This window comes from Streptomyces sp. CA-181903, assembly GCF_050937075.1.
Lineage (GTDB): Bacteria > Actinomycetota > Actinomycetes > Streptomycetales > Streptomycetaceae > Streptomyces.
Genome location: NZ_JBNJLY010000001.1, coordinates 5,086,778 through 5,100,869, shown reverse-complemented (window position 1 = coordinate 5,100,869; position 14,092 = coordinate 5,086,778). Strand labels below are relative to the sequence as shown.

Sequence of the window (14,092 nt, the reverse complement as noted above, 5' to 3'; positions counted from 1 at the left end):
GCGCCGCCGGGGATTCCCGGGGTGCCGACGGGCGTTCCGACGGGGTGACGGGGGTCGCCCCCGGGAAAATGCAGTCAACCGCGTGCCTCCTCGACATCACCGACGTCACCACCTGCGTGCGGCGCCGCCGCCCGGCGCCGCTCGCCCTCATGCCCCGCGAGCTCCTGCTCGACGTCGCGCCGCCCCTCCCGGGCCCCCTGCTGGAACCCGGCGAGCTTGGCCCGCAGCGCCTCCGCGTCCACGCCCTTGCGCACCTGCCGGCCCCGTGGCACCACCACCGCCTGCGGCACCGAGCGCGGGGTGCGCTTGGGCAGTCCGCTGCCGGTGAGGGCGCCTTCGTCCGGGCCCGTCGGGTACGGGTCCGCCGCGCCCGCCGGGTAGGGATCCGGGCCGCCCGTCGGGTACGGGTCCGGGGCGGCGGAGGCGGGGGGCCGGGCGTGCCGTCCGCTTCCGCCGGGCTGGGCGGGGACGGTGGGGCGGCCCTCCGGGCTGAGGGGACGCACCTCGGGCGGGACGACGGGGGTGGCGCCCCGCTCGGGGACGATCAGCTGGATGGTCGCGTCGTCCGGCGGCCCGGAGGCCGCCGGCTGGGGCGCGAACCCGGCCATCCGCCGCGAACGCCCGGGCAGCACGTGCGAGTTGGCCTCGGCGGTGGCGCCCGGGAGCCGCACGGGCGGGGCGGTGGAGGCGCCCGGCGCCGGGGGCGTGGCCTGCGGCTCGGCGACGGGCGGCGGGCCCGCGGGCAGCAGCCTGGCGGGCAGCACCACGACGGCCGTGATGCCGCCGGGCCGCTGCTCGCGCAGCTGGACGCGGACGCCGTGGCGGGCCGCGAGCCGGGCGACGACGTAGAGGCCGAGGCCCATCACGGCGTCGTCCGGGACGCCCGCCGAGGCCGGACCCGGCGGTTCCGGATCGGCCTGTGCCAGCAGGGAGTTGATCTGCTCCAGGCGGTCGGGGGCCATGCCGATGCCCTCGTCCTGGACGGACAGCATCACGTCGCCGTTCTCCAGCAGCCAGCCGGAGACCTGCACGGGCACGTCCGGCGGCGAGAACGCCGTGGCGTTCTCCAGGAGTTCGGCGACCAGGTGGCTGATGTCGTCCGAGGCGAAGCCGGCGAGCTGGGAGCGCGCCGGGAGGGAGTGGATGCGGACCCGCTCGTACCGTTCGATCTCGCTGACGGCGGCCCGCAGCACGTCCAGCAGCGGGACCGTCCCGGCGTGCCCGCCGACGTGCTCGGAGCCGGCCAGGACCAGCAGGTTCTCGCTGTGCCTGCGCATCCGGGTGGCGAGGTGGTCGAGTTTGAAGAGGACGTCGAGGCGGTCGGGGTCGACCTCGTGCGCCTCCAGCCCCTCGATGACGGTCAGTTGCCGCTCGACGAGCCCGAGGGTGCGCAGCGACAGGCTGGCGCAGGTGGTGTGGGCGCGTCCGGCGAGGCCGGCGAGGCGTTCCTCGCGGTCCCGGTCGCGGGCGCGCAGCGCGTCGCGCTCGTCGGCGAGGTCCTGGCGGGCGGCGTCCAGCCGGGCGCGCTCGGCGTCCAGCAGGGTGATGCGCTCCCGCTGCCGGACGACGGTGCCGTGCAGGACGTTGACCGAGCGGGCGATCTCCGCGAACTCGTCGTCGCGGCCCTTGAAGGCGACCGGTTCGGTGCCGCCGGGGTCGGCGCAGACCCGGCGGGCGCCCTGCCGGAGGGCGGCCAGCGGGCGGGTCAGCGAGCGGGTGGCCCGGACGCCGCCGAAGAGGGCGGCGGCGAAGCAGAGCGCGACCAGCCCGGCGCGCACCTGGAAGGCCGTCACGTCGCGCTCGTGGACCCGCGCCAGGTGGTCGGCCTCGGCGGCGGCGAGGTCGGACTCGACGCCGCGCATCCGGTCGAGGCGGGTGGTGAGCAGGGCGCGCACCGGCCCGGCGTCCTGCACCCGCTCCCCGGCGACCAGGGCGGGCAGCCGGGACTCGGCGGCGGACACGACCGGGCCGCTCATCTCCCGGCCGTAGGCGTCGCGGGCCTTGGCCGGGGCGAGCTGGGCGAAGTCGGCGCGGGCGGCGCGCTCGCGGGTGTCGGTCTGCTGGGCGGCGGCGGCCAGTTCGGGCCGTTCGCGGTGGGCGGCCGAGGCGGCGTAGGAGGCGAGGAGCAGGCCGCGGGTGGCGGACGCCTCCTCGACCGCGCGGCCGAGCAGCGCCACGGCCTGCCCGTCGCCCGTCCCGGCCCGTTCGGGCAGCCGGGCGGCGAGGGTGCCGGCGACGCCGTGCAGGGCCTGCACGGTGGAGGTGTAGGTGCGGAAGACGGTCAGCGGGTCGGCGGAGCCGGCGAGGACGGTGCGCCGCTCGCGCGCCAGGCCGTCGAGCCGGGTGCGGACCGCCTCGGGGAGCCCGGCGCGCGTCGTCGCCGAGGTGAGGAAGGCGCCGAGCCGCCGGTCCGTCCGGGCGCGCCGGGCCGCGAGGGCGTCCGGTACGGGGCCGCGGCCGGCCGCCGCGTACTCGGTGACCGCGTCGCGTTCGTCCGCCAGTTCGTGGGCGAGGCGCACGGCGTCGCTCGCGGCCTCGGCCGTGGGGACGAGCCGCGCGGTGTCCGCCGCGTCGCGGTAGGCGTCCGCGACGCCCAGCGCGCCCGCGCCGAGGACCGCCAGGGAGGCGGTCGCGACGGAGAGGACGAGCCGGTTGCGGGCGCGGGCGGTGCCTTCCGGCACCCCCGTGGTCTGTCGCTCCCGTCGCCCGCCCCGAAGCCGCTTCTTCCGCACCGGTGCTCACAATCCGCTCTCGTCCGGTCTGGGTCCCGCCCACCCCTGGCGCTGACTGGACCTTGTCAGCACGGGGCGGGGCGGGCGCCGGTCATCCGTCCGCCACACCCGAAGGTGTGGGGTTCCGTCCCGGAAGTTGCCGTGATCGTCCACCGGCCGCACACCGCCCCCGCCGCGTGGGTGGGAGTGCCGTGCCGCCGCGTCCGCCGCCCCCGGCAACCGCCACCCGGTAAACCGCCCGGCCCGCCGGAAGGATGCGCGTCAACCGCCGCGGAAATCACGGCTCGTGCACACTGGCCCCATGCGCATCGAGCTGGCCACCCGGCCGGGCGACCCGGCCCGGCCCAACGAGGACTACGTGTCGGCGGTCCTGCCCGCTTCCGGACGGGGCGGCGCGCTGGTGCTGCTGGACGGCGTGACGCCGCCGCCGGACGGGGACGACGGCTGTGAGCACGGCGTTCCCTGGTTCACGGCGCGTTTGGGCGGCGCACTGCTGGAACTGTGCGCCACCCGGCGCGAACTGACGCCGCGCCAGTGCCTGGCCGACGCGATCGTCCGCACCGCGGACGCCCACCGGACCGGCTGTGATCTCGGTCACCGCCGCACCCCGCAGGCCACCGTGGTGGCGGCCCGCTGGGACGAGGAGCGGGTGGAGTACCTGGTGCTGTCGGACTCCGTCCTCCTGGTGGAGGGCGCGGACGGCGCGGTGACGCCCGTGCTCGACGACCGGATCGCCCGGCTCGCCGCGCTCGGCCCGGTGACGGACGCCCACCGCAACGCCGAGGGCGGCTTCCACACGGCCGCCGCCGACCCGGCCGTGGCCGGCCTGGCCGTCACGGGCGTCCTGCCGCGCGCGGAGGTCCGCGCCCTGGCCGCGCTCAGCGACGGCGCGGCGCGGTGGGTGGAGGTTTTCGCGGAAGGCGACTGGACCGCCTGCGCCGGCCTGCTGGCCAAGAGCGGCCCGCGCGCCCTCGTCGACCGGGTGCGGGCGGCGGAACTGGCCGACCCGGACCGGCGGCTGTTCCGGCGGGGGAAGGTGCACGACGACGCGGCGGCGGTGTACGCGGAGTTGTAGCGGGTACCCGTGCGGAACGGCCGCCCGCCGTCCCGTACCCGCCGCTCCCCCGGGAGACCGATGAACGATCCGCTCGCGCGGCCCCGGCCGACGCCGGCGGGGCCGTCAGCCGCCCAGAGTGGTGTTGAGCCGGTGCAGCAGCCGGGCCAGTTCGCCGATCTCCGCGCGGTCCCAGTCGGCGAGCTTGCGCATGTACTGCCCCCGGCGGGCGTCGCGGACGCGGCTGAAGCGGGCGTGCCCCTCCTCGGTGAGGGCGACCAGCGAGGCGCGGCCGTCCGCCGGGTCGGGGGTGCGGGTGACCAGGCCGAGGTCGCCCAGGGCGCGCAGCTGGCGGCTCATGGTGGCCTTGCCGACACCGAAGTACGCGGCGAGGTCGGTGGCCCGCTGGCGGCCGGCGTCGGCCAGCCGGACCAGCAGGCCGTAGGCGGCCGCTTCGAGCTCGGGGTGGACCTCGCGCGCCATCTCCCCCGAGGAGGCGCGGGCGCGGCGCAGGAACACGGAGAGCTCGCGTTCCAGGGCGAGGAACGGGTGGTCCTCACCACTGGCGGTCCGCTGGTCCGTACCGCCCTCCTCGGGAGGCGGCGTGGTGGTCTGGTGCACGTGGGGCCCTCTCCGGCTTTCCAGTACGTGAAACTTTGCCCGGGTCGCGGCGGGTCGCCGCAGCTCCGTCAGTATTTCGCAGGATTAGACCAACGACGGCACCCCGGGGCCCTATCCCGGATACCGCTGCCCGCGTAGTTTGTCGAGTGGGCATATCTATGTCATGGCCGCGCCAATCGGCGCCCACCGATCGGATCCTCCCCCACCGAGGTCCCGGAGGCAGCATGTCCGCACTCCCCCGCCCCACCAGCCCCCACGCCCGCCGCAGACCCCCCACGCCGGCGGCCGTCCGCACCCTCCTGACCGCCTTGCTCGCCGCGCTCGCCCTGCTCGTCGCCCTCCCCGGCACCGCGCACGCGGCCGGCGGCTTCGCACCGCCCCGCCCCGGCCACCCGGACCGCGACTGGATGGGCTCCACCGTCCGCCTCCACGAGGGCGGCGAACCCGTCGCCGAGCCGCAGTTGCTGACCGCCTCCGTCGAGGGCGTGGACGTCAGCAGCCACAACGGCAACGTGGCCTGGAGCACCCTGTGGAACTCCGGCGCCCGCTTCGCCTACGTCAAGGCCACCGAGGGCACCGGCTACACCAACCCGTACTTCACCCAGCAGTACGACGGCTCGTACAACGTCGGCATGCTGCGCGGCTCCTACCACTTCGCGCTGCCCGACCACGCCGACGGCGCCGCCCAGGCGAACTACTTCGCCGACCACGGCGGCGGCTGGTCCGCCGACGGACGGACGCTGCCGGGCGTGCTCGACATGGAGTACAACCCCTACGGCGACACCTGCTACGGGATGAGCTCCGGTGCCCTGGTCGACTGGATGACCGACTTCTTCCGCACCTACCGGCAGCGCACCGGCCGCGACGCCGTCCTCTACACCTCCACCGCCTGGTGGCAGCGGTGCACCGGCGACTACGCCGGCTTCGGCGCCGTCAACCCGCTGTGGATCCCGCGGTACGCCGGCTCGCCGGGGACGCTTCCGGCCGGCTGGAGCTTCCACACGTTCTGGCAGTACACCGACACCGGGCCGGTGGTCGGCGACCACAACCGCTTCAACGGCTCACAGTCCCGCCTCCAGGCGCTGGCCGACGGGTGACGGGAGACCGGAGACGGGAGACGGGAGACGGTGAAGACCGACGTCCGACGGCCGGCGCCTGACGGCTGACGGCTGACGGCTGACGGCTGACGGCTGACGGCTGACGACGCGGCCCTACGGCGGGCCGTGCCCCCGGCACATCGGCACCGGGGCACGGCTCTCACACGCGTCGGCCCTCACACACGTCGGCTCTCACACGCGTCGGCGAACGGCCGTCAGCCGCAGTTGCCGGCCGGCCGGTGCCGGGTCACCAGGTCGGTGTACCCGGTGGTCGCGTCGATCCACACCACGCGGGTGCCGGAGTCCGCCGCGCCGCCCAGCTGCTCGCCGCGGTTGCAGGAGACCCGGCCCTTACGGGCCCCGTCCGGCGAGAACTGCCACAGCTTGGACAGCGTCTCGTTGCGGTACTGGGTGTCCGGGGTCTGCGCCAGGACGGTCACCGCCTCGTCGGAGGCCGTGAGCAGGACGCCGCGCAGCGCGTCCTTGCCCGTCGCCGGGCTGATGTCGACGACGTTCCCGCCGTCCAGGTCCGCGCGGCGCACCGCGGTCAGGCCGGACTCGTAGTCCGGCGTGCTCAGCCAGAAGACGTGCTTGCCGGTGATCGCGGTCGGGCCGGCCTCGGCCGCGGCGTCGGTCAGCTTGACCGCGGTCCGGGCGCCGCTCGCGACGTCCAGGATCCCGACGTCGTTCCGGTACGCCTGGTTGACACGGTGCGAGTCGGCGAAGGCGATCCGGCCGTTGTGCAGCGAGGGATAACTCGTACGGTTGAAGCGGCCGGTGCCCGCGGAGGGCGGGATGCGGACCGGTTCGTCGTCCTGGCCCATTCGGATGTACGCCGCCGCGGTGTAGGCGCGCCGCCCGTGCAGTTCGAGGGCGACCGTCTTGCCCTCGACCGCCAGCGAGGTGAAGCGGTAGCGGCTGGTGGCGAGCACCTTGACCGGCCCGCCGGCAAGCGGCCGGGCCAGCAGCTGGATGTCCCGTCCCTTGTACGACATCCAGACCACCGTCTTGCCGTCGGTGACCGGATTGACGTGGAAGCGGCCGTCGTTGGGGCTGATCAGCTTGGGCGCGCCGGTGCCGTCGGTGCGGCCGGCCCAGACGGAGTACGCCTCGGTGCCGTCGTCGTTGGACTTGGACGCGGCCCACCAGCCGCCGCCCGCGCCCGCGCGGCTCTCGTTGGTGTTGACCCGGCCCAGCAGCTGGTCGGAGTCCACGCCCATGGCGAGCTCCCAGCCGGGGACGATGCCGTGGCCGTTGAAGGACCGCTCGACCGTGCGCAGTTGGGCGTCGGAGACCTTGAGGTCCCTGGCCGCGGCCAGCACGGCGTTCCGGCCCTCGGTGAAGCCGTCCAGCGGGGTCATGTACTCGGTGAGCGCCTTGTAGACGATCTTGTCGGCGAGGGTCTTGTCCAGGTCCTTGCGGATGTCCCACAGGGCGCCGGAGAAGATCGTCGAGTTGAGGTGCACGCCGCCGTTGTCGGTGCCGAAGCCCACGCCGAGGAAGGACTTGGAGGTGGTCCTCCCGTCGTTGAGGTCGCGGAACGCGCAGTCGCGCGGCGACTTGGTGCGGCACAGCGACTCGCCGAGCAGACCCGAGTCGGGGTCGTCCATGGCGATGCCGCGGGCGTCGTTCTTGATGGCGTTGCCGAAGTAGTCGGCGATGGCCTCGTTCATGGCGCCCGACTGGCCGGCGTAGACGAGGTCCGCGGAGTTCTCGACGACGCCGTGGGTCATCTCGTGGCCGACGACGTCCAGGCCGGCGGAGAGCGGCCGGTATTCGGCGTCGCCGTTGCCGTACACCATCTTGGTGCCGTCCCAGAAGGCGTTGACGTACGGCATGCCCCAGTAACTCACGCCCACCAGGGACTTGATGGCCATGCCGCGGCCGTTGAGGCTGTTCCGGCCGTGCACGGTCCGGTAGTAGTCGTAGACCTTGCCGGCGGCCCAGTGCGCGTCGACCGCGCCCGACTCGGTGGCGTCCTTGCCGAACGCCGGACCGGCGGAGCCGAACTCCTTGATGCCCTCGGGCCAGGTGCCGGAGACGTTGTCGACGGACTTTCCGCGGGCGTCCCAGGTGGACAGCTCGTTCTTGGTGCTGTCGCGCATCCGGGAGAGGTCGCGCATCACGTACTCGTTGCGCTCCGCGTCCTTGGTGACCTGGAGGTCGACGGACTTGCCGTCGAGCCGGACGCCGGTGCCGGTGGCGCCGTCCTGCGGCCCGTCGTCCGCCGCCGCGCTCCGCCGCGCGGCGGTGCGGGAGCCGTCCGGGGCCTTGCCCTTGCCCGCGTCGGCGCTCGGCGGGCCGAACGTCTTGATGGCGCTGTACTGGAGGACCGGGTAGCCGGACTTGGCGTCGATGTACACCTCTTGCAGCACCGGCCGGCCGGTGGCCGGGTCGGCGCCGCGCACGGTGACGTGCTGGGTGAGGACGCCCTCGCCCTTCGGCAGGACGACCAGGCCGCGGGCCGTGCCGGTGAGCGGGGGCGCCTTCTCGGCGTCGTCCGCGCCGGCGCGCGGCCCGGCCGCCCGCTGCGCGGCGAGCCGGTCCTCGGTGGCTCCGACGGCCCGTTCGACGGCCAGTTCGGCGTCGACGTCGGGGGTCGTGGCGGTCTTCAGCCCGGTGAAGTACTTGCCGGAGGTGCCGGTGACGACGCGTTTGCCGTCCTTGTGCTCCATCCGCACGACGTACTGGCCGCCCAGGACCTCCACGCCCCGGTGCCGCTGCTGGAGCCGTACCGTCTCGGTCGTCCCCGAGCTCAGGGTCTGCACCGGTCGCAGGTCGCGGCCGGGGTCGGCGATGCGGTAGCGGCTCTTCTTCTCCGCGAGGTGGCCGCGGGCCGCGTCGGCGGGGCTGCCGCTCGCGGCGGCGGGCTCGCGGATGCCCCGGACCAGGGCCGGGGTCGCGGTCTTGCCCCCGGGATCACCTGGCCGGGGCCGTCCGCCGGCTTCCCCGGGTCGGCGTGGGCCGGGACCGCCGAGACGACGAGTGCGGCGGCGCCGATCAGCGCCGCCGCACCCGATATGCCGCTCTGTGCTCTGCCGGTCCTCGATCTGCCGGCTCTGCCTGAACGTGCTCCGGTACTGCGCAAGGTCTCCCCCTCGGTACGCGCCGGACGGTCGAACCGCTCCACTCGGTGGGCGGCTTCGACCCGGTGGGACTGCTTCAGGGCAGGGACATGCAAGCGGCAGCCGGGCGGCCGGACAATGGGGAGGGGTATTCCGCGGGCACTTTTCGGCCGGTACGGGAGCCGGGCCGGGCGGGGCGGAACTGTCGCTTCCGGCAGCGGAGTTGCCGACTCCGTGGCCTTTCCCCGTCGGAACCATCCCTTCCGCAGGGAAACGCGCGCCTCCGGCGCCGATTCACGCCACGCGCACGGTGTCCACGAGGCGCGAGAAGTCGTCCCGGCCGTGCCCCTCGTCGATCGCCCGGCGCGCGACGGCGAGGGTCGCGTCGAGGACGCCGGCGTCCGGTCCGCGGCGCGCGGCCGAGGCATGGACGACGCGCTCGTTGTCGGCCGCGACGGAGGTGACGTTCGAGACGTCGCCGGGGTGACCGCCTGCGTCGGCCCGCTCCGCGTACACCGGCACCATCCGGCCCGGCAGTGACACGATCCCCCGGGCGTACGGCAGGAGTTGCGCGGCCGTGACGCCTTCGGCCCGGGCCGGGGCCAGGGCGTGGAGGCAGGGCGTGGAGGCAGCTGCTCACGGCCGTCCAGGCGCAGTTCAGCGCACTGTCGCGGGAGATGACCGACCGGTCGGGTCTCGCGTCCCGGGGCTCGGACGCCGAAGGCGGTGCGGAGCAAGGGTATTTCCCACTGGCGTCTCCCTGGCCCCTTGGCGCACGATAACCCCATGCTCACCACCCTCATCGCCTTCCTCGGCGCATGCACACTGATCGCGGCCTCCCCCGGCCCGGGCACCATGCTGATCATCCGCAAGTCGCTGCAGAGCAGACGGGCGGGGTTCATGACGGTGCTCGGCAACGAGACCGGCGTCTTCGTCTGGGGCCTGGCCGCCGCGTGCGGCCTGACGGCGCTGCTGGCGGCGTCCCAGGTGGCGTACGACGTGATGCGGATCGTCGGAGCCGTGGTGCTGGTGACGTTCGGGGTCAGGACGCTGCTGGAGGTGCGGCGCGGGACCGGGAAGACGGAGGTGCCGGGCGCCCGGCAGCCCGAGGAGGAACGTTCCGGCTGGTCCGCGTACCGGGCGGGCCTGGTGTGCAACCTGGCCAACCCGAAGGCGGCGGTGTTCGCGATGTCGTTCCTGCCGCAGTTCGTGCCGGACGGGGTGCCGCACCTGCCGGCGATGGTGACACTGGCCGCTATCTGGGCGGTGTTCGAGGTGGGGTACTACGGGATGTACGTGTGGTTCGTCGGCCGTATGCGGGCGATCATCTCGCGGGAGCGGGTGCGCAGGCGGCTGGAACTGGCCTCGGGTGGCGTGCTGGTGGCGCTGGGCGTGCGGATGGCCGTCGAGGGCTGACCGCGACCCCCGCCGCCGGCTCCAAAAGCCGACAGCGGGGTCCTGCTCCCCGGAGGGGTCAGCGACGGCCCCAGGAGGCGGTGGCGACGGTACGGCCGGCGGCGTCGCGCAGGGTGGCCTTGTCCCGGTCGTTGTTCCAGACGTAGGCGCGGCGGTTCTGGTACACGTCCGCGGCGCTGTCACGGCCGGTGCCGGTGTGCACGCGGACAGAGGCGTGGGCGGCGAGGCGCAGCTTGCCGAAGCGGTAGGTGTGGCGCTCGTTGTCGGTGAGCGTCCAGCGGCTGAGGTCCACGGCGTTCCCGCCGGTGTTGGTGACGGTGACCCACTCGGCGTTCAGGCTCCGGTTCGAGCGGTCGTCGCGCCCGGGACCTTTGTACTGGATCTTGCCGAACGCGACGGTCGGGCGAGCGGCGACGCTCTGCTCCGCCGCCACCGCCGCGGGCGCGACGGCGGACGCAAGTACCGCACCGCACGCGGCGGCGACGGCCAGGCGGGCTATGGATCGCGACAAGGGAACCTCTGCTTTCCGGCCCGGCGGCCAGGTGGGGCCGCCGCGACCACGACTGTCGCCCGGCGGCTGCCGGGCTCGCCCTACCTTCGCGCGGAGGCATCCGCTCCGGGAAAGGGATCCGGTGACCTGTGACGCAGTTCTCACGCTCCCGTGACACCCCGCCGGCCCCCGGGGCCTCCGGCCGGCTCACACCTCGGACCGGCTACGAACGCCGCTCCGGCGCGCCCCACCGGGCCGCGCCCGGCCGGGATTTGTGATCATTGAGCGCCCCGGTCCGCCGTGTGTGAGAGGGATGACCCCAGATGCCACCCGTTCCCGCCGACCCCACCGTGCTCCACCCGATGCCCGGGCAGCCCCGGGTGGTGCTGCTGAAGCCGCTGGTGACCTCGCCGTTGATCGAGGTCGGGGAGTTCTCGTACTACGACGACCCGGACGACCCGACGGCGTTCGAGACCCGGAACGTGCTCTACCACTACGGCCCGGAGAAGCTGGTCATCGGCAAGTTCTGCGCCCTGGGCGAGGGGACGCGGTTCGTGATGAACGGCGCCAACCACCGGATGGACGGCCCCTCGACGTTCCCGTTCCCCATCATGGGCGGCTCCTGGGCCGACCACTTCGACCTGATCACCGGACTGCCCGGCCGCGGTGACACCGTGGTCGGGAACGACGTGTGGTTCGGCTACCGCTCGCTGGTGATGCCCGGAGTCCGGATCGGGCACGGGGCGATCGTCGCCTCGGGATCGGTCGTCGTCGACGACGTGCCGGACTTCGCCGTCGTCGGCGGCAACCCGGCCAAGGTCATCCGGTACCGGTACGCGCCCGAGGACATCGCCCGGCTGCTGGACGTCGCCTGGTGGGACTGGCCGGTGGAGCACATCACGCGGCACGTCAGGACCATCATGTCCGGCACCCTCGACGAACTGGAGGCGGCGGCTCCGGGGCGTGGTTAAGTTTCAGCCGCCGGGACTCCCAGAGATCCGCGCGGCTCCCTGCCCGGCTGGTACCCGCCTCCGCCGACGCCGGAACCCGCGCCCCGCCACACGTCGGCGGAACGGCCTACTCGGTCGGCTCGGTGACAAACGTCCCCTTGGCGGGCAGCGTCACCAGCAAGCCCCGCTCCCGCAGTTCCTGGATGGCTCGCCGAACGGTACCGATGGCCACGCGGTACTCCTCCGCCAGGTCCCGCTCCCCCGCCAGCCTGGCGCCGGGCCTGAGTTCACCCGCGACGATGCGGGCCGCGATGTGGTCCGCGACCTGCATGTAGACGTAGACCGCTTTGGTCGGGTCGATGGACGCCGCGCCCTGCTCACCTGCCATGGCAGTCAACATAGAGCAAGGAAGCGCTACACGGATGAGTGGATAGCTCCCCGCTGCTCTACACCGCTCCATGTTCCGGTATTACGGTCGCAGCACATAACACCCCGGCGGCGCCTGCCAGCGCCCCGGGGCACGGTCCACGCTGCGAAGGAGCGTCGACGTGTTCAACGCTATCCCCCATTGGCTTTCCCGGGCATGGGAAAAGCTGTGCCCGGCCCTCAGCGCCGCCGGAGACGGCCATCGCCCGCCGCAGGAAGTGCGCGTCCCGACTGCCGGAGCGGCCTGGACCGAGATCCCGCCGACAGAGGACCCGACCGCGCCCTTCGTCCGGGTTTCCGCACACGGCATCGACATCGTCCCCCGCAGCCCGTCGCGGTGCATCTGTCGTGAAAGGGTTTCGGCGCCCCGTCGCGTCACCAGCGCATTCGTCGCGGGCGTCCAAAGGCCGGGGTCTCCAGCAACCTCCGCGCTCCCGGCCGAGAGGGGTGGCGAGTGAACAGCCTTGCCGGGGCACGTGGTCCGACGATCCGGCCCGAGTACGAGGCCGAATCAGCGGTCACTTTCTCGATGCGTTGCGCCACCTGCGGGGCCGCGTCCGAGCGCGTGGAGGATTTCACCGTGCCCCACAGTTGGTCACTCCGGCATGTGACCCGGCACCCCGACCACCTGCGCTATCGCGAGGTCATTTACCGCACTTGGCGGGCTGACCCCGCTCTCTGAGGCCGCTGAGAGCCACCCTCCGGGTCTGGGCCGCCGTGCCGGCCCCGCGCCGCGTCGGCACGCGGGGCGGCACGGCGATGCTCAGGAGTGCACCGCGCGCCGGGACAGGCGGCGGGCGACTGATCTGACACCGCCCTTAGCGACCGCCCCGTAGAGTGCCGCCATGACGCGCAGCGACAACGACCGGCCCGGCGAGCCGGACCGCGCCCGTCGGGCGGTCTTCGGCGAGGCCGCCGAGGAGTACGACGCCGCCCGGCCCGGCTACCCCGGGCAACTGTGCGCGGACATTCTGGAGTTCGCGCGGCCGGGCACGGACGGGGACGTCGAGGCGCTGGAGGTCGGCGCGGGCACCGGAAAGGCGACGCTGGCGTTCGCCGCGCTCGGCGTCTCGGTGACGGCGATCGAGCCGGACCCGCGCATGGCCGCCATCCTGGCCCGGCACCGCGCCGACCGCCCCGGAATCACCGTGCACCCGGGCGAGTTCGAGACCTGGGACGCGGCCGGCCGCCGCTTCGACCTCCTCTTCTCCGCCCAGGCGTGGCACTGGGTCGACCCGGAAGTGCGCTGGTCACGCGCCCGTTCCGTACTCCGCCCCGGCGGCGCGCTCGCCCTCTTCTGGAACGACTGGTACATCACCGACAAGCCCCTGCGGCAGGAACTCGTCGCCGTCCACGACCACTTCCTCCCCGAACGCCCCCCGCACTCGATCCTCGACGAGCAACCCGGCGAGTCCATCCGCGACGAACGCTCCTGGGTGGCCGCGGAACTCCGCGCGGACCCCGGCTTCACCGACCTCGGCCACCGCCTCTACTCCACGACGCACGAACGCTCCGCCACCGGCATGACGGCCCTGCTGACGTCCCTGTCCTTCTACCGCGTCCAGCCGGAGGACACCCGCCGCCGCCTGCTCGCGGAAGTCGCCCGAACCGTCGACGCCCACGGCGGACGCGTCGGCCTGACGACGCAGTCGGTGCTGTTCCTGGCCCGGACACGGAGCTGAGGCGGCCGGGCCGCACCGGTCACTCGTGGGCGAACTCCGCGGTCCAGCACGAGTCCGACGACCGTGCCCGCGAGGTCGACCGGATCGCCGAACTTCACGGCGGGCTCCAGGCGGTACGTCCCGCCCTCGGGGTCCGTGTAGACGTGGCAGAGTCCCGTGTACGGGTCGACGATCAGGAGGACCGGGACTCCGGCGGCCGCGTAGGCGTCCTTCTTGGGCCCGTAGTCGTTGCGTGCGGTGTCCTTCGAGATGACCTCGGCGACGAAGGCGACGTCCTGATGCTTCCAACGACCCTTGGCGTTCTTCTCCGCACCTTCCTTGAGGAGAACGACATCGGCGGCGAAACCGTTCAGGTGGCCGGGGAAGTCGATGCGGACGTCCGACAACAGCCGGCGGCGCGGGTACCTCACGCGGAGCTGCTCGACGACGTTGGCGGTGAGGTCCCAGTGGTTGTCCCGTTGCGGCCGGAAACAGACCGCTCCCTCGACGACCTCCACCTTCCAGCCCTCGGGCACGGGCATGCGTTCAAGCCATGCGAACAGCGTGTCCAGACTCAACC

At 73.7% G+C, this 14,092-nt stretch carries 11 protein-coding genes and 1 pseudogene; 5 read left to right on the top strand and 7 right to left on the bottom strand.

Annotated elements, in window-relative coordinates; translation table 11 throughout:
* Positions 1-74: 74 nt before the first annotated feature.
* Positions 75-2,681 (bottom strand): nitrate- and nitrite sensing domain-containing protein, encoded by a 2,607-nt coding sequence (locus tag ACQEVS_RS22880; RefSeq protein ID WP_433023206.1) that lies wholly within the window; start codon positions 2,679-2,681, stop codon positions 75-77.
* 352 nt (positions 2,682-3,033) lie between these two features.
* Between ACQEVS_RS22880 and ACQEVS_RS22875 the strand changes: the two genes are divergently transcribed.
* The gene (locus ACQEVS_RS22875; protein WP_433023204.1) at positions 3,034-3,807 is read left to right on the top strand and encodes a protein phosphatase 2C domain-containing protein; all 774 of its coding nucleotides are present in this window, start codon (positions 3,034-3,036) and stop codon (positions 3,805-3,807) included.
* Between the two features lie 105 nt (positions 3,808-3,912).
* On the opposite strand, the gene ACQEVS_RS22870 is transcribed toward ACQEVS_RS22875, so the two are convergent.
* Positions 3,913-4,407, bottom strand: coding sequence for a MarR family winged helix-turn-helix transcriptional regulator (locus ACQEVS_RS22870; RefSeq protein WP_185940188.1), 495 nt, complete (start codon positions 4,405-4,407; stop codon positions 3,913-3,915).
* A 224-nt stretch (positions 4,408-4,631) separates the two neighbouring features.
* On the opposite strand from ACQEVS_RS22870, the gene ACQEVS_RS22865 reads away from it, so the two are divergent.
* On the top strand, positions 4,632-5,504 hold the full coding sequence (locus ACQEVS_RS22865; protein WP_433023202.1) for a lysozyme: 873 nt from the start codon (positions 4,632-4,634) through the stop codon (positions 5,502-5,504).
* A gap of 215 nt (positions 5,505-5,719) precedes the next feature.
* Here ACQEVS_RS22865 and ACQEVS_RS22860 read toward each other — a convergent pair whose 3' ends face one another.
* Both ACQEVS_RS22860 and ACQEVS_RS22855 read right to left on the bottom strand, forming a co-directional pair.
* Positions 5,720-8,272: a M4 family metallopeptidase gene (locus ACQEVS_RS22860; protein ID WP_433023200.1), complete on the bottom strand. Its 2,553-nt coding sequence runs from the start codon at positions 8,270-8,272 to the stop codon at positions 5,720-5,722.
* A gap of 591 nt (positions 8,273-8,863) precedes the next feature.
* A complete protein-coding gene (locus ACQEVS_RS22855) occupies positions 8,864-9,133 on the bottom strand; it encodes a hypothetical protein (RefSeq protein WP_433027819.1) in 270 nt (89 codons plus the stop codon).
* A 222-nt stretch (positions 9,134-9,355) separates the two neighbouring features.
* Between ACQEVS_RS22855 and ACQEVS_RS22850 the strand changes: the two genes are divergently transcribed.
* A complete protein-coding gene (locus ACQEVS_RS22850; RefSeq protein WP_433023198.1) occupies positions 9,356-9,985 on the top strand; it encodes a LysE family translocator in 630 nt (209 codons plus the stop codon).
* A 58-nt stretch (positions 9,986-10,043) separates the two neighbouring features.
* On the opposite strand, the gene ACQEVS_RS22845 is transcribed toward ACQEVS_RS22850, so the two are convergent.
* Complete coding sequence (locus ACQEVS_RS22845) at positions 10,044-10,496, bottom strand: lamin tail domain-containing protein (RefSeq protein ID WP_433023196.1); 453 nt, start codon at positions 10,494-10,496, stop codon at positions 10,044-10,046.
* A gap of 302 nt (positions 10,497-10,798) precedes the next feature.
* Here ACQEVS_RS22845 and ACQEVS_RS22840 point away from each other — a divergent pair, with 302 nt between their 5' ends.
* A complete protein-coding gene (locus ACQEVS_RS22840) occupies positions 10,799-11,446 on the top strand; it encodes a CatB-related O-acetyltransferase (RefSeq protein WP_433023194.1) in 648 nt (215 codons plus the stop codon).
* A 106-nt stretch (positions 11,447-11,552) separates the two neighbouring features.
* On the opposite strand, the gene ACQEVS_RS22835 is transcribed toward ACQEVS_RS22840, so the two are convergent.
* The gene (locus ACQEVS_RS22835) at positions 11,553-11,813 is read right to left on the bottom strand and encodes a GntR family transcriptional regulator (RefSeq protein ID WP_433023192.1); all 261 of its coding nucleotides are present in this window, start codon (positions 11,811-11,813) and stop codon (positions 11,553-11,555) included.
* An 883-nt stretch (positions 11,814-12,696) separates the two neighbouring features.
* Here ACQEVS_RS22835 and ACQEVS_RS22830 point away from each other — a divergent pair.
* Positions 12,697-13,533, top strand: coding sequence for a class I SAM-dependent methyltransferase (locus ACQEVS_RS22830; RefSeq protein ID WP_433023190.1), 837 nt, complete (start codon positions 12,697-12,699; stop codon positions 13,531-13,533).
* A 104-nt stretch (positions 13,534-13,637) separates the two neighbouring features.
* Here ACQEVS_RS22830 and ACQEVS_RS22825 read toward each other — a convergent pair.
* Positions 13,638-14,054 (bottom strand): annotated as a pseudogene (locus tag ACQEVS_RS22825) (Uma2 family endonuclease); the annotation flags it as partial.
* Positions 14,055-14,092: the final 38 nt, after the last annotated feature.

Excerpts from the sequence above, each read along its gene's own strand:
- ACQEVS_RS22835 (WP_433023192.1), bottom strand. The coding sequence starts at position 11,813 with ATGGCAGGTGAGCAGGGCGCGGCGTCCATCGACCCGACCAAAGCGGTC.
- ACQEVS_RS22840 (WP_433023194.1), top strand. The coding sequence starts at position 10,799 with ATGCCACCCGTTCCCGCCGACCCCACCGTGCTCCACCCGATGCCCGGG.
- ACQEVS_RS22830 (WP_433023190.1), top strand. The coding sequence starts at position 12,697 with ATGACGCGCAGCGACAACGACCGGCCCGGCGAGCCGGACCGCGCCCGT.
- ACQEVS_RS22850 (WP_433023198.1), top strand. The coding sequence starts at position 9,356 with ATGCTCACCACCCTCATCGCCTTCCTCGGCGCATGCACACTGATCGCG.
- ACQEVS_RS22865 (WP_433023202.1), top strand. The coding sequence starts at position 4,632 with ATGTCCGCACTCCCCCGCCCCACCAGCCCCCACGCCCGCCGCAGACCC.
- ACQEVS_RS22875 (WP_433023204.1), top strand. The coding sequence starts at position 3,034 with ATGCGCATCGAGCTGGCCACCCGGCCGGGCGACCCGGCCCGGCCCAAC.